A 17117-nucleotide genomic window follows, 5' to 3' on the forward strand; every position below is an offset into this window, starting at 1 on the left:
GGCGGGATCCGGAGGGGGAGCGTCAGCCCGGCCCCGTCCCCGCCGTGGTCCCTCCCACTCCCGAGAAGATCACCCCCGAGCCGGAGGGGGCCTGGTTGAGCACCCAGAGGCCGAGCAGGGTGGCGAGGGCGAAGACCAGGAGGACGAGGACCGCGAGGACGAGCCGCCGGCGGCGTTCGCGGCGGAGCCAGTCGCCGCGGGCCGTGCGGTAGGCGTCGGGGGCGGCGTGGACCCCGCCCGCCAGCGCGGCGAGCGCCTCGGCCAGCTCCCGCTCGGTGCGGTCCCGGCCGGTGTCGTTGCCGGTGGTGTCGTTCATCGCCGGGCCTCCATCGCCTGCGTCAGGGCGGCGAGGCCGCGTGCGGTGTGGGTCTTGACCGAGCCGCAGGAGATGCCCATCGCGGCCGCGATCTCGCTCTCCTTCAGCCCCAGCCAGTGGCGCAGCACGAGGGCCTCCCGCTGCCGGGCGGGCAGGTGCTGGAGCGCGCCGATCAGCACCCGCTGGTCGTCGTGGAGCAGCGCGGTGCTCTCGGCGGAGGCGACCGGCTCCTCGGCCGCCGGTGTCTCCACATGCCTGCGGGCGACCTGGAGGTGCCGTATCCGCATCCGGGTCAGATTGCAGACCGTCGACCGCAGATACGCCTCCGCGGCCTCGGCGTCCCGCAGGCGCCGCCACTTGCGGTAGATCTGGTAGTACGCCTCGGCCACCACGTTCTCGGGGTCGTCGGCGCCCAGCAGCACCGCGAGCCGCAGCATCGAGGAGTAGTGCAGCTCGAACAGCCGGGCGACGCCCGCCTCCCGTTCCACGTCGGCGGGATCGCCGAGGGCGCCCGGCGGCAGGGCGGGGTGCGGGACCTGTCCGGGGTGCGGCACCAGGGGTTCGGCCGGGGCCGGCACCTGGCTCCGGGGCTGCCCGGCGGCGGCCAGGGGCGCGGAGGCCGGCGGGGGCACCGGCACACGGAGGTGCTGTCTGCGTCTCACGGGTTGCTCGCTCCCGTCTCGGGGCGCCGCCTGACGGTCAGGCGGGACGGTAGGTCGGTCGCGTCGGCGCCGCGCGGGACACCGAGCCGTTCGAGGACCGTGGTGCCGACGACGGCGACGGTCAGGTTGAGCAGGAGCGCGAGCAGGCCGGCGTAGATCTCCAGCGTGCCGCCGCCCAGGAGCACGATGGACGAGAAGCCCTCGCGCACCACCAGGAACGTGCCGGTCAGCATGCCCACGCCCCATCCGGCGAGCAGCGCCCGGGGGTGCAGCCGTCCGGTGAAGAGGCCGACGGCCACCGCCGGGAAGATCTGCAGGATCCACACCCCGCCGAGGAGCTGGAGGTTGATGGCGTCCTGGTCCCGCAGCCCGAACACGAACGCCACCGCCCCCACCTTCGCGGTCAGCGACACCACCTTGGCGATGCGCACCTGGCGCTTGGGCGTGGCGGTGGGCTGGAAGTACTCGACGTACACGTTGCGGACGAAGCCCGTGGCGGCCGCGATCGACATCACCGCCGCCGGGACCAGCGCGCCCACGGTGATCGCGCCGAACACCAGTCCGGCCAGCGGCCCCGGCATCAGCCGGTCCACCAGCATCGGTACGGCCGCCTCCGCGCCGCCCTCCGGCGCCCGGACCCCGGACGCGAGCGCCGCGATGCCGAGGAACCCGAAGAGGGCCAGCAGTCCCGTCCAGGCGGGCAGCGCCACGGCGACCTTGCGGACCGTGCGCGGCCCGTCGGCGGCGAACCCGGCGGTCAGGACGTGCGGGTACATCAGCAGGGCCAGCGCCGAGCCGAGTGCGAGGGTGGCGTAGGCGGGCTGCTGTTCGGGGGCCAACAGGAGCGCGGATCCCTCCACACCGGTGCCGCCGAGCCGCCGGGCGGCCCCCTCGAAGACCGCGCCCGGACCGCCGAACCGTTCCAGCACCAGCCAGCACACGGCGGTCAGCGACACGAAGACGGCCACCGCCTTCAGCGCCGAGATCACCGCGGGCGCCCGCAGCCCGTGCCGGTACGTCGCCACCGCGAGCCCCGCGAACAACGCCACCATCACGAGGTCACCGGCCGCGCCCTTCGGATAGACGCCCCCGGCCGTCAGCACCGCCCTGATGCCGAGCAGTTGCAGCGCCAGATACGGCATCGTCGCGAGGATCCCGGTCAGCGCCACCACCAGGGCGAGCGGCGCCGAACCGTACCGGCCGCGCACGAAGTCCCCGGCCGTCACATAGCCGTGCCGCCGGGCGACCTCCCAGAGCCGGGTCAGCAGGACGAAGGCCAGCGGGCAGACGATCACCGTGTACGGCACCGCGAAGAAGGCGGGCGCCCCGTTGCCGTACGCGAGGCCCGGCACGGCGGTGAAGGTGTACGCGGTGAAGATCGTCCCGCCGAGCAGCAGCCAGGTCCACACCGGGCCGAGACTCCGGTCGGCCAGCGCCCACCCCTCCAGCGACGGCAGCCGGTCCGAGGGGCGCAGCCGGCGCGCGGTGACGGCGAGCAGCGACGCTCCGCCGATCACGGCGAGGAACGTCGCGGTCATGGCTGCGTCCGCCATGGGTCACCGTCCTTGGTGTGCCTGGGCTCCCGGGTGTGCCTCGGCCCTCGCGTGTTGGTTGCGCGGACGGCCGGTTCGGAGGACACGCGGCGGCGAGAAATCTTCGGGGAATCTTCTGGAATTCGCTGTCAACCGGATCCGTCGGGTGGGCAACTCTTGCACAGACCCACAGCGATCGGGAGAGGAGAACGGCCCGTGGCACATACCCCGGCACACCACGCTCACCAGCGACTACGGCGCGTCGCGAGCGCCGTCCTGCTCCTCGCCCCCGCCGCGGGACTGCTCTGGGTCCCCTGGTACGCCGGTGCGGAGCCACGGCTCGCGGGAACGCCGTTCTTCTACTGGTACCAGCTCGCCTGGGTCCCGGGATGCGGCCTCTGCCTGCTCGCCGCGTACGCGCTGACCGGCCGCCGCCGCCCGGAGGGGCGCCGCTCGGACGGGCAGCGCCCCGACCGACATCACTGAGCCGCACCCGCCCCCGCTTCTCCCTGCCGCACACCCGTTGAAATCAGGAGCCGCCATGTCTGTGTCAGCCATGCCCGAATCCGGTCCCGAGGCCCCGGAGAAATCCCGCATGTCGCCGAAATCGATCGCGCTGTGGATATCCGTGGCCCTCGTCGGCGCGATCGGCTGGGCCGTGCTCGCGCTGTCCCGGGGCGAGGAGATCTCGGCCGTCTGGCTGCTCATGGCGGCCCTCGGTTCGTACGCGATCGGCTACCGCTTCTACTCGCGGTTCATCGTGCGCCGGGTCCTCCAGGCCGACGACACCCGGGCCACCCCGGCCGAACGCCTGGAGGACGGCGTCGACTACCACCCGACCGACAAGCGGGTGCTGTTCGGCCACCACTTCGCGGCGATCGCCGGCGCGGGCCCGCTGGTCGGACCGGTGCTGGCGGCCCAGATGGGCTATCTGCCGGGCACCATCTGGATCATCGCGGGCGTGATCTTCGCCGGTGCGGTCCAGGACATGATCGTCCTGTTCCTCTCGATGCGCCGGGACGGCAAGAGCCTCGGCCAGATGGCCCGGGACGAGATCGGCAGGGTCGGCGGCGCCGCCGCGCTGATCGGTGTCTTCGCCATCATGATCATTCTGCTCGCGGTCCTCGCGATGGTCGTCGTCAACGCCCTCGCCGAGTCCGCCTGGGGCACCTTCTCGGTCACCATGACCATCCCGATCGCCCTCTTCATGGGCTTCTACCTGCGCTACCTGCGCCCGGGCCGGGTCGTGGAGACCAGCTTCATCGGCGTGGCCCTCCTCCTGCTGGCCATCCTCGGCGGCGGCTGGATCCAGGACTCCTCGCTCGCCGAGTACTTCGTCTGGAGCCCCGAGACCCTGGTCTTCTGCCTGGTCGGCTACGGCTTCGTCGCCTCCGTGCTCCCCGTGTGGATGCTGCTGGCCCCGCGCGACTACCTCTCCACCTTCATGAAGGTCGGCACCATCGTCCTGATGGCCGTCGGTGTCGTGATCGCCGCCCCCAACCTCCGCGCCGAGCCGGTCACCGAGTTCGCCCGCACCGGCGCCGGACCGGTCTTCGCCGGCTCCCTCTTCCCCTTCCTCTTCATCACCATCGCCTGCGGCGCCCTGTCCGGCTTCCACGCCCTGGTCTCCTCCGGCACCACCCCGAAGCTGATCCAGAAGGAGTCCCAGGTCCGGCTGATCGGCTACGGCTCCATGCTCACGGAGTCCTTCGTCGCCGTGATGGCCCTGATCGCCGCGTGTGTGCTGGAGCCCGGCCTCTTCTACGCCATGAACTCCCCGGCCGCGCTGCTCGGCCCGACGGTCGACACCGCCGCCGAGGCGGTCAAGAACCTCGGCTTCACCATCACCCCGGAACAGCTCACGGCGGCGGCCAAGGCCGTCGAGGAGGAGACCCTCGTCGGCCGCTCCGGCGGCGCGCCCACCCTGGCCGTGGGCATGTCGGAGATCTTCGCCGGGGTCTTCGGCGGCGCCGGGATGAAGGCGTTCTGGTACCACTTCGCGATCATGTTCGAGGCCCTGTTCATCCTCACGACGGTGGACGCCGGCACCCGCGTCGGGCGCTTCATGCTCCAGGACATGCTCGGCAACGTCTGGAAGCCGATCGGCCGCGTCACCTGGAAGCCGGGCATCTGGATCACCAGCGCCCTGGTCGTCGGAGCCTGGGGCTACTTCCTCCACGCCGGTGTCACCGACCCCCTCGGCGGGATCAAGCAGCTCTTCCCGCTCTTCGGCATCGCCAACCAGCTGCTCGCCGCGGTCGCCCTCGCCGTCACCACCACCGTGCTCATCAAGTCCGGCAAGCTGCGCTGGGCCTGGGTCACCGGCATCCCGCTGGCCTGGGACGTGGCCGTCACCTTCACCGCCGGCTGGCAGAAGATCTTCTCGGACAACCCCGCGATCGGTTTCTTCGCCCTGCGGGACAAGTACGCGGCGGCCGTCGACAAGGGCGAACTCCTGCCCGGCGCCACGACCATGGACGACATGCACACGATCGTCACCAACAACACGGTCGACGGCGTGATCATGGCGGTCTTCCTGATCCTGGTCCTCACCGTCCTGGTCAACTGCGCCGTGGTGTGCGTCCGCGCCGTACGCTCGCCGGTCCCGCTGCCGTCCACCGAGGCCCCGTACGTCGCGTCGCGCATCGACGCGGGGGACTCCGAGAAGGAGCTGGTGGGGGCTCGCCGGTGACCGTCCGGAACTGGGTGCGCGGGGTGCGCTGGTACCTGCGGGAGCTGACCGGCGAGGCCGAGTACGACCGCTACTGCGACCGTCACCGCCGCCACCACCCGAAGGCCCCGCTCCCGACCCGCAGGGAGTACGACGCCCTGCGGACCCGGCGCAGGGAGGAGCACCCGGAGGGCCGCTGCTGCTGAGAGCCGCGGCCACCCCCTGAGCCGTCCCCGGCCGCGGGCAGCCCGCGGCCGGGACGGCTCCCCGTCCCTCCCGGCAGGCGCCGGTGAGCGCCGGTGAGCGAGACCCACACCCACCCGGCCCCAGCCGCCGGGCGGCCAGTGACCCCGGGGCGTCCACCCCGCCCCCCTCTCCGACCCCGGATCCAGTGATGCCGAGACGCCGACCCGCCCTGCTGATCCGCCCCGAACTCGACGACGACCCCCTGCACAGGACCCTGACCGAACTCCGTCCCGCCCCGCAGCTCCACGGACTCGGGGCGGGCCGCTCCCGCCCCGCCTGGGAACCCGTGGCCGACCTCCTGCGGGCCACGGGCCGCGACTGGGACCGCCGGACACACCGCATGGCCGTACTGGCCCGGCACCTCCCCGCCGCGATCCCGCAACGCTGGACGGCCGACCGCCCGGAGGACGGCGACGCCCTCGCCCTGCGCGCCTTCGTCGAGTCGTACCGCACCCCCGCCACCGACCGTGCCGCCGTCCGCCGGGCCGAGCACTCCTGCCTCCGCGCCGCCGAAGCCTGCCCCGAGGACCCCAGCCCCTGGCTGGCGCTGCTGGCCCTGATGCACACGTGCGCCGTACCGGTCAGGGACGCGGTGCCGGTGTGGACCGAGGCCGTCGACCGGGCGCCCTGGCTCCGGACGGCCCACCACCTTCTGCTCCGCTACCTGTCGCCGCGCGGACACGGCACGGTCCCCGACATGATGGACTTCGCCTGGCAGGCCGCCGCCCGGGCCCCGCACGGCTCACCGCTCGCCCTGCTCCCGGTGGCGGCCCGCGTCGAACTCATGGCCCACCGCCAGGACGCGGCGCCGCTCGACGCGCTCGGCTCGGGCGGCGGCAACTGGCACGAGCCCCGGTCCGTCCACGAGATCGACCTGGCCCTCAGAAGCTGGTTCGACGCCGGCACCGCACCCCACGCCGAAGCCGTCACCGACCTCAACATCCTGGCGTTCGCCCTGACCCGCGCCCACCGCCCCGCGGAGGCCGTCCCCGTCTTCCGGCGCCTCGGCCGCCACATGACACGCCACCCGTGGGAACTGCTGCCCGAGCCGGACCGCACGTTCGCGTACTGGCGGGAGAGAGCGGACGGAGGCCGTGGCCCCACCTGAGAACCGGCCCCGGACCCCGGCTACGCCGGCGCGGGCGCCGTCTCCTTCTCCTCGGCCGCGGCGGTCGCGGCCTCCGCGCGGTCGCGGCGCTCACGGCGCACGAGGACGACATAGCCGATCGGGACACCGAGGGCGAAGAGCCACCACTGCAGGGCGTAGGCGTAGTTCAGCGCGGCGTTCTCGTCGCCGGGGCTGCCGAGCTGCTCCGGCGTGTCGCCCTTCGGCTCGGGCGCCGTCTGCGCGAGATAGCCGCCGAGCACGGGGACGCCGAGGCGGTCCGCCTCCCGCTCGCTGTCGATCAGCATGATCTGCCGGTCCGGCAGGCCCTGGAGGTCCTTGATGCCGCTCGCCTCGGTCGTCTCGTCGGGCATCAGCCGCCCGGTGACGGTGACCTCGCCGGCGGCAGGCGCGGGGATCTCGGGGAACGCGGTCTGGCTCGGGCCGTTCGCCGGGATCCAGCCCCGGTTGACGAGCAGCACCCTGCCGTCGTCGAGCACGAAGGGGGTCAGGACATGGAAGCCGACCTCGTCGTCGGCGTTGACGCGGCGGCGGACGACGACCTCGTCGTCGGTGTCGAAGCGGCCCTTCGCGGTCACCGTGCGGTAGCGCTCGGCACTGGTGACGGTGTGGCCGGGCGAGGTCAGCCGTTCCACGGGCACCGGCTTCGCGGCCAGCGCGTCGGCGACGAGCTGATTCCGGGCGCTGCGCTCCTCGTAGCGATGCATCTGCCAGATGCCCAGCCTGACCATGGTCGGGATCAGGACGAGCGAGAGCAGCGTGAGGATCACCCACTGCCGGGACAACAGGAAGCGGTACACCCCACGACCGTACAACTCGGCCATGGGGTGTGTTCCGGCGGGTGTCCGCTCGGGCCGCGGAGGGCTCGCGCGGGGCGTGGTCAGACTCTGTCGACGATGCCCGCCTTCCCCTCGGCCCGCGCGCAGTGGGCGCCGCAGTACCAGTGCCCGTCGACGTCGACCCCCTGGCCGATGATCTGCACCCGGCAGTGCTCGCAGATGGGGGCCATACGGTGGATAGCGCAGGAGAAGCAGTCGAAGACGTGCACCGCGCCCTGTGCGTGGATCTCGAAGGTCATTCCGTAGTCATTGCCGCAAACTTCGCATCTCGCCATGCGCCACAGGGTGAGCCGTCACCACCGCGCGGGCGAGCGGGTGGCGGGCGAGTCGCGCGCCAATCACCCATCCGTACGGCCCGCCGTCACGGGCCTGCCCGCCGCTCAGCCGTCGGCGGGCTCGACATCGCGGAGCAGCTGCCCGAACGCCGCCTCGTCCACGACCGGCGTTCCGTACTGCCGTGCCTTGACGACCTTCGACGTGTGCGAGTCGGGGTCGTTGGTGACGAGCAGGCTGGTCACCCGGGACAGGCTCGTCGCCACGTGCAGCCCGGCCTCGATCGCGCGGTCCTCCAGCAGGTCGCGTTCGACCGAGGTGTCCCCCGAGAAGGCGACCCGCATGCCCTGCTTGAGCGGTTTGCCGTCCTCGTAGCGCCCGGGGTTGGGGTGGGGGCAGGCGGGCCGCTTCCGCGAGGGCCGCCAACTGGTGGGCCGGGGGGCGCCGTAGCCGCCGGGGCCCGCCTGCTGCCCGATCCGGGGCGCGGCGGGGCTGTCCCGCCACTCGGTCAGCGGCCGGCACTCGTGAAGCGGCAGTCGTACGTTGCCCGCGGCGGCGACCCGCAGACTCGGCCGGAACGCCTCCGCCAGCACCCGCGCGTCGTCCAGCGCGTGGTGCGCCCGCTGCTGGACGACCCCGAAGTGCGCCGCCAGCGACTCCAGTTTGTGGTTGGGCAGCGGCAGGCCCAGCTCCTTCGACAGCGCGATGGTGCACAGCCGGTGCCGCACGGGCGCCTCGGTCTGCGCGCGCGCGTACTCCCGGGCGATCATCGACCAGTCGAACACCGCGTTGTGCGCGACGAGTACGCGGTCCGCGAGCCGGGAGGAGAACTCCTGCGCGATCTCCGGGAAGAGCGGCGCCCCTTCGAGCACGTCGCTGGTCAGCCCGTGGATCCACACCGGCCCCGGATCGCGCTCCGGATTCACCAGCGTGTACCAGTGGTCCTCGACCTCGCCCCGCGCGTCCAGTCTGTACACGGCCGCGGAGATTATCCGGTCGTCCCGGGACAGACCGGTCGTCTCCACGTCGACGACCGCGTACCCCTGGGGATACGCGGCCGGCCAAGGCGCCTGCGGCGCTGCGGTCGTGTGGTCTTCGAGCATGGTCCCTGAGGATACGGGCCGCGACTGACAGCCTGTTACCCGGCGCCGGTGCGGGACGGGTGACGGAGCGACAGTCCCGCCCCGCCCCGTCCGGATTGGTGGAGGGCGCCAAGAAGCAAGCGCGTGCCACCGGAAATACTTGTCAGTAACAACGTCTATCCCTCACCGACGTGCGGATCTACCGTGCCCCCATGCCGAACCTGCCCGATGTCGTGCTGTGGTCCATACCCGCCTTCGTACTGCTCACCGTGATCGAGGTGATCAGTGTCCGGATCCATCCGGACGACGATGCCGCCGGGTACGAGACGAAGGACGCCGCGACCAGTGTCGGCATGGGGCTCGGGAGCCTCGCCTTCGACTTCCTCTGGAAGATCCCGATCCTCGCCGTCTACACGGCCGTCCACGAGGTGACCCCGCTGCGCGTCCCCGTCCTGTGGTGGACGATCCCGCTGATGCTCCTCGCGCAGGACTTCTTCTACTACTGGTCGCACCGCGGCCACCACGTGATCCGGATCCTGTGGGCCTGCCACGTGGTCCACCACTCCAGCCGGAAGTTCAACCTGACGACCGCCCTGCGGCAGCCCTGGACCACCTGGACCGTCTGGCCGTTCTACGTCCCCCTCATCGCCCTCGGCGTGCACCCGGCCGCGCTCGCGTTCTGCTCCTCCGCCAACCTCGTCTACCAGTTCTGGATCCACACCGAGCGGATCGGGAAACTGCCCCGGCCGTTCGAGTTCGTGTTCAACACGCCCTCGCACCACCGGGTCCACCACGCCTCCCAGGGCGGCTATCTGGACCGCAACTTCGGCGGCATCCTCATCGTCTGGGACCGGCTCTTCGGGTCCTTCGTCGAGGAGACCGAACGGCCGGTGTACGGGCTGACGAAGAACATCGACACGTACAACCCGCTGCGGGTCGCCACCCACGAGTACGTCTCCATCGCCAAGGACCTGAAGCGGGCGAGCGGTTGGGGCGAACGGGCGGGCCGGGTCCTGCGCGGGCCCGGCTGGCAGCCCGCGCGGCCGCCCGAGCGGGCCGCGGCGGCCGGGGAGGGCGCGGCACCCGGGGAGGGCGCGCCCGCCGTCGAGGAGACCGCCGCGTGAGACCGGACAGGGCGTCCGTCCTCCTCGTCGCCTTCGGGATCGCCGCCGTGGCCGACCTCGGTGCCCTCGCCCTCGGCCTCGCTCCCGGGCACACCGTCGCCAAACCGCTGCTGATGCCGCTGCTCGCGGCGTACGCGTACACGCGCGGCGCGCCCCGGCCGCTGCTCGCGGCCCTGCTGTTCGGCTGGGGCGGTGACGTCCTGCTCCTCTCCGACGCCGAGCCCGCCTTCCTCGCCGGGATGGCGTCCTTCGCCGCCGGGCACGTCTGCTACCTCGTGCTGTTCCGGAGGTCCGACAGTCCCGGACGGCCCGCCCACGCCGTCGGGTACGGCCTCGCCCTGGTCGCCGCCGTCGTGAGTCTGTGGCCCGGTCTGCCGGCGGATCTACGGCTCCCCGTCGCCGGCTACAGCGCACTGCTGACCACGATGGCGTGGGCCGCCACACGGCTCGGGCCCGTCGCGGGACTCGGCGGCGCGCTCTTCGTGCTGTCGGACATGCTCATCGCGACCGGCGTCGCCGACTGGCCGCAACCGCCCCGCCCCGACCTGTGGATCATGCTCACCTATCTGGCGGCCCAGTACCTCCTGGTCCGAGGCGCCCTCGGCCGCCTCGCCGACACCCGGCCGACCTCCCCGACGGTCCCGGTCCGCCCGGGCCGGACGGGGTGATCTCCGGCCGGCCCGTGAGCCGTGCTCACCAGCGGATCGGTAGCGGCAGTGCTGTCAGCAGGGCCGACATCGCGACGACCGCGCCGAGCACGGCCACCTCGGCCCGCGCGGGGGCGCAGGCGTCCAGCCCGTCTCCGGTCGTGCGGCGCAGCCGGTGCCGGGCCCGCAGGGCGAGGGCGGCCACGACGGCCACCAGAAGCACCTTGGCCAACAGGGCGCGCCCGTACGCCGTCTGCGTCAACTGGTCCCCGACCGTCTCCGGCGGCATCCGGCGCAGGGTGCTCCACACACCGGTGGCGGTGACGGCGGCGAGCAGCACGGCGGCCCCGCGCGCGTAGAGGCACAGCAGCGCGGTGCCCGCCCGGGTCGAGCGCCACGCGCGCGTGCGCAGGGTCCGCAGGACGTGGAGCAAGCCGCCCGCCCACAGCGCCGCGCAGGTCAGATGCACCAGGGTCAGGCAGGTGCCGACGAGCGGGCCGTCCTCGGCGGGGGGATGTGCCCGCAGCGCCTCGGCGACGACGAGGGCGGCCACGGGCACCGCCTGGGCGGCCGGCCGGCGGGAGAGCGCGAGCAGCCCGGCCGCCGCGAAGGCGTTCACCTCCAGCAGCGCGAGTCTGCCGTCCCGGCTGTCGTAGAGGCCGCCCACGTCCAGGTCGGCGGGGGAGCCCGGCACCAGATTGCCCGTGGCCACCACCGCGGCCAGCCCCAGAGAAGCCGCGAAACCGGCCCCCGCCGCCCAGGGCGCCCAACTGCGCGGCGCCGCCCCGCGCTCGCCGGGCACCCGCCGAGCGAGCCACCCCACGAACAGTTCACCCGCCGGTACACACAGCGCCGCCAGCGCCACCGCCCGCAACAGCGCGACGAACCCGGCGCCGGGCGCGCCGGCCTCACCCGTACCGTCCAGCGCGGCACGCGGCCCGAGCAGGGGGATCAGCGCGCCCGCACCCACCAGGACGAGCACGACGACCGCCCGGACGGCGCCGCCTCCGGGCCGCCCCGTCCGCCGCCCGGCATCCCGCCCGGCATCCCGCCCGGGCTCGTCCGCCCCCGCCTCCGTCGACCCAGCGGTCCCACTCGTCAGGCTCACCCCGAAAAGTTCACCAGTCGCACCAGAACCATGCAAGTGCCTGAAAACAACTGGCAGTTCGACATTGCCCCCATACGTACGGGTGAGCGGCCCGGGTGACTCAGGTCCAGCGCGGTTCGTCCGCGCCCCAGGGCCCGGGCGGACGTGCCCAGTCGCCGGGCCCGCCCTCGAAGGACACCGGAGGCAGCGCGTACCGCAGCCGCCCGAGCGGGCTGTCCCGTTCGGCGAGCCATGCCCCGGGCCCGTCGTACGCCATGCCCTCGCCCTCGTCCTCGCTCTCGTTCCTGTCCGGGACGTGTCCGGTCCCGCCGGTCAGCCAGGCCGCAGTCCGCGCGAGTGACAGCCGCAGGATCCGGCCGTACCCCTGTTCCGCCCGCTCGGTGAGCGCCCGCAGCACGGCCGCCGCCAGCAGGTACCCCGTCCCGTGGTCGAGCGCCTGCGCCGGCAGCGCGCCCGGCCGTTCCCGGGTGCCCTCGATCGCCGCGATACCCGTCGCCACCTGCACCAGACTGTCGAACCCCCGCCGCCCGGCCCACGGTCCGTACGCGCCCCACGCCGAGAGCTGTGCCACGACCAGGCCGGACCGCCGTGCGACCAGCGCCTGCGGTGACAGCCCGAAGCGGTCGAGCGCGCCCGGCCGGTAGCCGGTGAGGACGACGTCCGCCGCGGCCAGCAACTCCTCGAAGGCGCGCCGGTCGGCGGCGCGGCCCAGGTCGAGCAGCGCCGACCGTTTCCCGGTACCGGTGTCGGCGTGCTGGTCGGGGATCTCCGGCAGCCCCGGCGGGTCCACCCGCAGGACGTCCGCGCCCAGCAGGGCGAGGGCGCGGCCGGCGACGGGCCCCGCGATGACCCGGGTCAGATCCAGCACCCGCAGTCCGGCCGCGGGCAGCAGCGGCCCGTCCCCGACCGGCGCGAGCACGCGCGCGGACGCCGTGTCCGGCCGCTCGTGCTCGACCAGCGGCCGGGCCGCCACCGCCCTCGCCTGCTCGTGGGCCGCCCACTGCGCGGCCGTCCGCAGGGCGACCGCCAGGCCCCCGGCCGCGTACACCGTCTCCTCGACCTCCAGGGACGCCCGCTCGGCGAGCGCCGCCCCGACGTCGGCGACCGGGTCGGCGGAGGTCTCCGGCACGCCCAGCGCGGACAGCAACCGCTCCCGGTGGTGGGGATAGTTGGCGTGCGTGCGCACCCACCCGTCCGCCGTCGGCCAGAACCGCGACAGCGGCGCGAAGGCGACCGGTGCCCGTCCGTCGATCAGCAGATGACGCTCGCTCACGAAGGCGGTGCCGACCGCCCCGTCGTCCACCCGCACCCGGGGGACCTCCGCGAGCCCGGCCCGCCGCGCCCCCAGCTCGGCCGCCGCCAGCGCGCACACCCCGACGCAGGTCCGCGCCAGTTCCCGCACCGGCAGCCGGGCCCCCAGCACCCCGTCCCGCCCGACGGTGGCGACCCTCGGCGCCAGCGCGGGATCTCCGCCCAGGGCCGCCCATGCCCAGTTCATGTCAGTCATGATCCGAACCTACGCAACGCAAGGGCCGGGCGGTGTGTCACCGCCCGGCCCGACTTCCGTGGAGAGGGTTGCGCTACTTCTTGACGGCCTTCAGGGCGTTGACGATGCCGAACCCGTAGAAACCGTTCTGGTCGAGGGTGCCCTGGCACACCGCGTCCTGCGTGCCGTCACCGTTCTGGTCGTACGACGTCGGGCAGGCGTGCTTGTCCGCCTCGGCCTTCAGCAGCCGCTGCAGCCGGCCCGGGTTCGCGCCCGGGTGCGTGGACTTCAGCAGCGCGGCGACACCGGCGGCGTGCGGCGACGCCATCGAGGTGCCCTGCAGGAAGCCGTACGCGCCGTTCGGCATCGTGGACAGGATGCGGCCGTTCTTCGACGGCGTGTCCGGGATCTGGTAGCGGGCGTCGCCGCCCGGCGCGGCGATGTCGACGACGCCGTTGCCGTACGTGGAGTAGTACGACTTCTCGTTCTTCACGCCCGTCGCGCTGACCGTGACGACGCCCGGCAGCTGGGTCGGGACGTCGAAGCACTCGCTCGGGTCGATGGTGCGCGGGACCGGAGTGGTGTCGTTGGGGCTGGAGGCGTCCGCGATCGCGTCGGAGGCGAGGTCGTGGTTGGAGTTGCCCGCCGACGCCAGGTTCAGCGTGCCTTCCTTCGTGGCGTACTCCTGGGCCCGGTTGACCGCGTCGACGATGGCCCGCTGGTCCGGGTCGTCCATGCAGTTGTAGAGCCACGGGTCGACGTAGTAGCTGTTGTTCGTGATCTCGACGCCGTGGTCGGCGGCGAAGACGAACGCGCAGACGACGCTCTCCGCGTAGAAGAGGCCGCTGACGCGGTCGGTCACGTTGATGCCGGAGACCTTCACGCCCGGCGCGACACCGGCGACACCGACGCCGTTGCGGGCCGCGGCGATCTCACCGGCCACGTGCGTGCCGTGGTAGTCGTTCGCGGTGTAGGGACGCCAGGCGCCCTCACTGGTGTCCGCGACACCGCCGTTGCAGTTCGCCGACTGCGACTTGGAGAAGTTCGGCGCGAGGTCCGGGTGGGTGTCGTCGACGCCGGTGTCGATCACGGCGACGGTGACGTTCTTGCTGCCCGGGTTGATCGTCGCGGCCTTGTCGGCGCCGATGGCCCGCAGGTCCCACTGGTCGGCCTCAAGAGGCTCGGCACCGGGGATGTCGGCCGAGGCGGCCTCCACCTTCGCGGCCTCCTTGGCCGTCAGGTAGTCGACGCCACCCACTTCCGTCGTACCGGCCGGCGTCAGCGGCGAGGTCCGGGTGGCACCGGCGGACTGCACTCCGCGCACGGCGCGGATCTTCGCACCGAACGCCGGGTCGGTCGAGTGGACCACGATCACGCCGATCTCGTCGTACGTGATCACGATCTTGCCGCCTGCGTCGGCTATCGCCTCCTGGACCGCGGCTATCGTGCGCTTGTTCGTCTTCGTGTTCACGACGTACGACAGGTTCGGGCCCTCCGCGGTCGCGGCGGTGGACTTCGCGACCGGGGCCGCCGAGGCGACACCCGGCAGGAAACCGAGCGAGGCGGTCAGCGACAGGACGACCGGCACCGCGAGAGCGAGCCGTCGTCTGGAGCGCAGATGAGCCATGGAATCTCCACATCAGCTTCAAAGAAACCGGCCGGGACACACGGGTGCCTGGGCAGGTACATGACGTTGGTGGTGCAGCCCGAAGCTATCCCTGGTCGTCGCCGGCCAGCAATGACTTCACGGGCGGGAGGCCGAAGTAGAGGGGTAACCCTCGAAGTCACCGCACGTCCCGACCGCTTCCGAATCGGTTTTCGAAAGAAACACACACGGTTGAACCGGTCCCACCGCGCCGCCGTGACGTTGTGCAGGGAGCCCGAGCACGATCGTGCATCCCCTCACCCAAGGAAACAGAGCCCGCCCCATGTCCGTACCCCAGCCGTCCCCCGACCCGACGGCGAAGCAGCCACCGTCCGCCGTCGCGACGGCGGCGCAGACGCGAGGAGACTCCGTGGCAACCGACGCACCGCCCCCCTCGAAGACCGAGCATCACCTCCCCTCGTCCGAGGAGTACGCCGCGGTCCATGAGAGCGCCGAGTTCGCCGAACTGCGCCGCTCCTACCGCTCGTTCGCCTTCCCGCTGACCGTGGGATTCATCGCCTGGTACCTGCTGTACGTCCTGCTCTCCAACTACGCGGGCGACTTCATGGGCACCAAGCTCTTCGGCAACATCAACGTCGCCTTCGTCCTCGGCGTCGCCCAGTTCGTCACCACGTTCCTCATCGCCTGGTGGTACTCGCGGCACGCCGCCGCGAAGCTCGACCCCAAGGCCGAGGCGATCAAGTCCCGGATGGAGGGCGGCGCATGAGCCCCGCACAGCAGACGTTCCTCGCGGCCAACGAGGCCAGCCAGCACCGGCCGCTCATCATCACCCTCTTCGGCCTGTTCGTCCTCGCGACCCTCGCCATCACCATCTGGGCCGGCCGCCAGACCAAGGACGCCGCCGACTTCTACGCGGGCGGACGCCAGTTCAGTGCCTTCCAGAACGGCCTCGCGGTCTCCGGCGACTACATGTCGGCCGCCTCGTTCCTCGGCATCGCCGGCGCCATCGCCCTCTTCGGCTACGACGGCTTCCTCTACTCCATCGGCTTCCTGGTCGCCTGGCTGGTCGCCCTCCTGCTGGTCGCCGAGCCGCTGCGCAACTCCGGCCGCTACACCATGGGCGACGTCCTCGCCTACCGCATGCGCCAGCGCCCCGTCCGCACCGCCGCGGGCACCTCCACGATCGTCGTGTCGATCTTCTACCTGCTGGCCCAGATGGCGGGCGCGGGCGTCCTCGTCTCCCTGCTCCTCGGCATCACCTCCGACGCGGGCAAGATCCTCATCGTCGCCCTCGTCGGCCTCCTGATGATCGTCTACGTCTCCATCGGCGGCATGAAGGGCACCACCTGGGTCCAGATGGTCAAGGCCGTCCTGCTGATCGGCGGCACGCTCCTGATCACCTTCCTGGTGCTGCTGAAGTTCAACTTCAACATCTCCGACCTGCTCGGCACCGCCGCCGAGAACAGCGGCAAGGGCGCCGCCTTCCTGGAGCCCGGCCTCCAGTACGGCGCGACCGGCACCTCCAAGCTGGACTTCGTCTCCCTCGGCATCGCCCTGGTCCTCGGCACCGCCGGCCTGCCGCACATCCTGATCCGCTTCTACACGGTGCCCAACGCCAAGGCCGCCCGGAAGTCCGTGAACTGGGCCATCGGCATCATCGGCGGCTTCTACCTGATGACCATCGCGCTCGGCTTCGGCGCCGCCGCGCTGATCTCCCAGGAAGAGATCATCGCCTCCAACCCGTCCGGCAACACGGCGGCCCCGCTGCTCGCCCTGCACCTCGGCGGTGTCGACTCGGCCTGGGGCGCGATCCTGCTGGCCACCATCTCGGCGGTGGCCTTCGCGACGATCCTCGCCGTGGTCGCCGGCCTCACCCTCGCCTCGTCGTCCTCCTTCGCGCACGACATCTACGCCAACGTCATCCGCAAGGGCAAGGCGTCCGGCGCCGAGGAGGTCCGCGCGGCCCGCTGGGCGACCGTCTTCATCGGCATCGTCTCCATCGGCCTGGGCGCCCTCGCCCGCGACCTGAACGTGGCCGGCCTGGTCGCGCTCGCCTTCGCGGTCGCGGCCTCCGCCAACCTGCCGACGATCCTCTACAGCCTCTTCTGGAAGAGGTTCACCACCCAGGGCGCGCTGTGGTCGATCTACGGCGGTCTGATCGTCGCCGTCGGCCTGGTGCTGTTCTCACCCGTCGTCTCCGGCGACCCGAAGGCGATGTTCCCGGACGTCGACTTCCACTGGTTCCCGCTGAAGAACCCGGGCATCATCTCCATCCCGTTCGGCTTCCTCATGGGCTTCCTCGGCACCGTCCTGTCCAAGGAGAAGCCCGACGAGGCCAAGTACGCCGAGCTGGAGGTCCGCTCCCTCACGGGCACCGGCGCCCACTGACCCGGCCCACC

17 protein-coding genes are annotated in these 17117 nt (G+C 72.4%); 8 read left to right on the forward strand and 9 right to left on the reverse strand.

Features of this window, described 5'->3' with window-relative positions:
* Window positions 1–22: 22 nt before the first annotated feature.
* The 3 genes from ACZ6BB_RS20320 to ACZ6BB_RS20330 are packed head-to-tail and all read right to left on the reverse strand — an operon-like array spanning window position 23 to window position 2531.
* The gene (locus tag ACZ6BB_RS20320; protein ID WP_319363818.1) at window positions 23–316 is read right to left on the reverse strand and encodes a hypothetical protein; all 294 of its coding nucleotides are present in this window, start codon (window positions 314–316) and stop codon (window positions 23–25) included.
* Window positions 313–978: a SigE family RNA polymerase sigma factor gene (locus tag ACZ6BB_RS20325; RefSeq protein ID WP_471616545.1), complete on the reverse strand. Its 666-nt coding sequence runs from the start codon at window positions 976–978 to the stop codon at window positions 313–315. The genes ACZ6BB_RS20320 and ACZ6BB_RS20325 overlap by 4 nt, the downstream gene beginning before the upstream one ends.
* Complete coding sequence (locus tag ACZ6BB_RS20330; protein WP_471616546.1) at window positions 975–2531, reverse strand: sodium:solute symporter family protein; 1557 nt, start codon at window positions 2529–2531, stop codon at window positions 975–977. The genes ACZ6BB_RS20325 and ACZ6BB_RS20330 overlap by 4 nt, the downstream gene beginning before the upstream one ends.
* A 195-nt stretch (window positions 2532–2726) precedes the next feature.
* Between ACZ6BB_RS20330 and ACZ6BB_RS20335 the strand changes: the two genes are divergently transcribed.
* The 4 genes from ACZ6BB_RS20335 (at window position 2727) to ACZ6BB_RS20350 (ending at window position 6535) form a co-directional block, all read left to right on the forward strand.
* Window positions 2727–2996: a DUF3311 domain-containing protein gene (locus ACZ6BB_RS20335; RefSeq protein ID WP_471616547.1), complete on the forward strand. Its 270-nt coding sequence runs from the start codon at window positions 2727–2729 to the stop codon at window positions 2994–2996.
* Between the two features lie 55 nt (window positions 2997–3051).
* The gene (locus ACZ6BB_RS20340) at window positions 3052–5202 is read left to right on the forward strand and encodes a carbon starvation CstA family protein (protein ID WP_471616548.1); all 2151 of its coding nucleotides are present in this window, start codon (window positions 3052–3054) and stop codon (window positions 5200–5202) included.
* The gene (locus tag ACZ6BB_RS20345) at window positions 5199–5387 is read left to right on the forward strand and encodes a YbdD/YjiX family protein (RefSeq protein WP_471616549.1); all 189 of its coding nucleotides are present in this window, start codon (window positions 5199–5201) and stop codon (window positions 5385–5387) included. The genes ACZ6BB_RS20340 and ACZ6BB_RS20345 overlap by 4 nt, the downstream gene beginning before the upstream one ends.
* 188 nt (window positions 5388–5575) lie before the next feature.
* On the forward strand, window positions 5576–6535 hold the full coding sequence (locus tag ACZ6BB_RS20350) for a hypothetical protein (RefSeq protein WP_471616550.1): 960 nt from the start codon (window positions 5576–5578) through the stop codon (window positions 6533–6535).
* 20 nt (window positions 6536–6555) lie between these two features.
* On the opposite strand, the gene ACZ6BB_RS20355 is transcribed toward ACZ6BB_RS20350, so the two are convergent.
* From ACZ6BB_RS20355 to ACZ6BB_RS20365, 3 genes are all read right to left on the reverse strand, one after another.
* On the reverse strand, window positions 6556–7353 hold the full coding sequence (locus ACZ6BB_RS20355) for an SURF1 family cytochrome oxidase biogenesis protein (RefSeq protein WP_471616598.1): 798 nt from the start codon (window positions 7351–7353) through the stop codon (window positions 6556–6558).
* 80 nt (window positions 7354–7433) lie between these two features.
* Window positions 7434–7667 (reverse strand): hypothetical protein, encoded by a 234-nt coding sequence (locus ACZ6BB_RS20360; RefSeq protein ID WP_319244155.1) that lies wholly within the window; start codon window positions 7665–7667, stop codon window positions 7434–7436.
* A 105-nt stretch (window positions 7668–7772) separates the two neighbouring features.
* Entirely contained in the window at window positions 7773–8768 is a 996-nt protein-coding gene (locus tag ACZ6BB_RS20365; RefSeq protein WP_471616551.1) for a DEDDh family exonuclease, read from the reverse strand.
* Window positions 8769–8959: 191 nt separating this feature from the next.
* Between ACZ6BB_RS20365 and ACZ6BB_RS20370 the strand changes: the two genes are divergently transcribed.
* Together ACZ6BB_RS20370 and ACZ6BB_RS20375 are read left to right on the forward strand one after the other, a co-directional pair.
* Window positions 8960–9871, forward strand: a complete 912-nt coding sequence (locus ACZ6BB_RS20370; RefSeq protein WP_471616552.1) for a sterol desaturase family protein — start codon at window positions 8960–8962, stop codon at window positions 9869–9871.
* Complete coding sequence (locus tag ACZ6BB_RS20375; protein ID WP_471616553.1) at window positions 9868–10539, forward strand: lysoplasmalogenase; 672 nt, start codon at window positions 9868–9870, stop codon at window positions 10537–10539. Before ACZ6BB_RS20370 ends, ACZ6BB_RS20375 begins: the two co-directional genes overlap by 4 nt.
* A 25-nt stretch (window positions 10540–10564) precedes the next feature.
* On the opposite strand, the gene ACZ6BB_RS20380 is transcribed toward ACZ6BB_RS20375, so the two are convergent.
* The 3 genes from ACZ6BB_RS20380 to ACZ6BB_RS20390 form a co-directional block, all read right to left on the reverse strand.
* On the reverse strand, window positions 10565–11500 hold the full coding sequence (locus ACZ6BB_RS20380) for a CopD family protein (protein WP_471616599.1): 936 nt from the start codon (window positions 11498–11500) through the stop codon (window positions 10565–10567).
* 226 nt (window positions 11501–11726) lie between these two features.
* Entirely contained in the window at window positions 11727–13133 is a 1407-nt protein-coding gene (locus ACZ6BB_RS20385) for a CoA transferase (protein ID WP_471616554.1), read from the reverse strand.
* Window positions 13134–13206: 73 nt separating this feature from the next.
* Window positions 13207–14739 carry a S8 family serine peptidase gene (locus ACZ6BB_RS20390; RefSeq protein ID WP_471616555.1) on the reverse strand — a complete coding sequence of 511 codons (1533 nt, stop codon included), beginning with the start codon at window positions 14737–14739 and terminating at the stop codon, window positions 13207–13209.
* 388 nt (window positions 14740–15127) lie between these two features.
* Here ACZ6BB_RS20390 and ACZ6BB_RS20395 point away from each other — a divergent pair, with 388 nt between their 5' ends.
* Together ACZ6BB_RS20395 and ACZ6BB_RS20400 are read left to right on the forward strand one after the other, a co-directional pair.
* The gene (locus ACZ6BB_RS20395) at window positions 15128–15484 is read left to right on the forward strand and encodes a DUF485 domain-containing protein (RefSeq protein ID WP_037728368.1); all 357 of its coding nucleotides are present in this window, start codon (window positions 15128–15130) and stop codon (window positions 15482–15484) included.
* Entirely contained in the window at window positions 15481–17106 is a 1626-nt protein-coding gene (locus ACZ6BB_RS20400) for a solute symporter family protein (RefSeq protein ID WP_471616556.1), read from the forward strand. Before ACZ6BB_RS20395 ends, ACZ6BB_RS20400 begins: the two co-directional genes overlap by 4 nt.
* Window positions 17107–17117: the final 11 nt, after the last annotated feature.

The organism is Streptomyces sp. NPDC041108 (genome assembly GCF_055592645.1).

What these genes read in the sequence shown, in the direction of transcription:
- ACZ6BB_RS20385 (WP_471616554.1), bottom strand. Translation starts at nt 13,133, where the DNA reads ATGACTGACATGAACTGGGCATGGGCGGCCCTGGGCGGAGATCCCGCG.
- ACZ6BB_RS20365 (WP_471616551.1), bottom strand. Translation starts at nt 8,768, where the DNA reads ATGCTCGAAGACCACACGACCGCAGCGCCGCAGGCGCCTTGGCCGGCC.
- ACZ6BB_RS20390 (WP_471616555.1), bottom strand. Translation starts at nt 14,739, where the DNA reads ATGGCTCATCTGCGCTCCAGACGACGGCTCGCTCTCGCGGTGCCGGTC.
- ACZ6BB_RS20340 (WP_471616548.1), top strand. Translation starts at nt 3,052, where the DNA reads ATGTCTGTGTCAGCCATGCCCGAATCCGGTCCCGAGGCCCCGGAGAAA.
- ACZ6BB_RS20320 (WP_319363818.1), bottom strand. Translation starts at nt 316, where the DNA reads ATGAACGACACCACCGGCAACGACACCGGCCGGGACCGCACCGAGCGG.
- ACZ6BB_RS20330 (WP_471616546.1), bottom strand. Translation starts at nt 2,531, where the DNA reads ATGGCGGACGCAGCCATGACCGCGACGTTCCTCGCCGTGATCGGCGGA.
- ACZ6BB_RS20360 (WP_319244155.1), bottom strand. Translation starts at nt 7,667, where the DNA reads ATGGCGAGATGCGAAGTTTGCGGCAATGACTACGGAATGACCTTCGAG.
- ACZ6BB_RS20400 (WP_471616556.1), top strand. Translation starts at nt 15,481, where the DNA reads ATGAGCCCCGCACAGCAGACGTTCCTCGCGGCCAACGAGGCCAGCCAG.
- ACZ6BB_RS20350 (WP_471616550.1), top strand. Translation starts at nt 5,576, where the DNA reads ATGCCGAGACGCCGACCCGCCCTGCTGATCCGCCCCGAACTCGACGAC.
- ACZ6BB_RS20370 (WP_471616552.1), top strand. Translation starts at nt 8,960, where the DNA reads ATGCCGAACCTGCCCGATGTCGTGCTGTGGTCCATACCCGCCTTCGTA.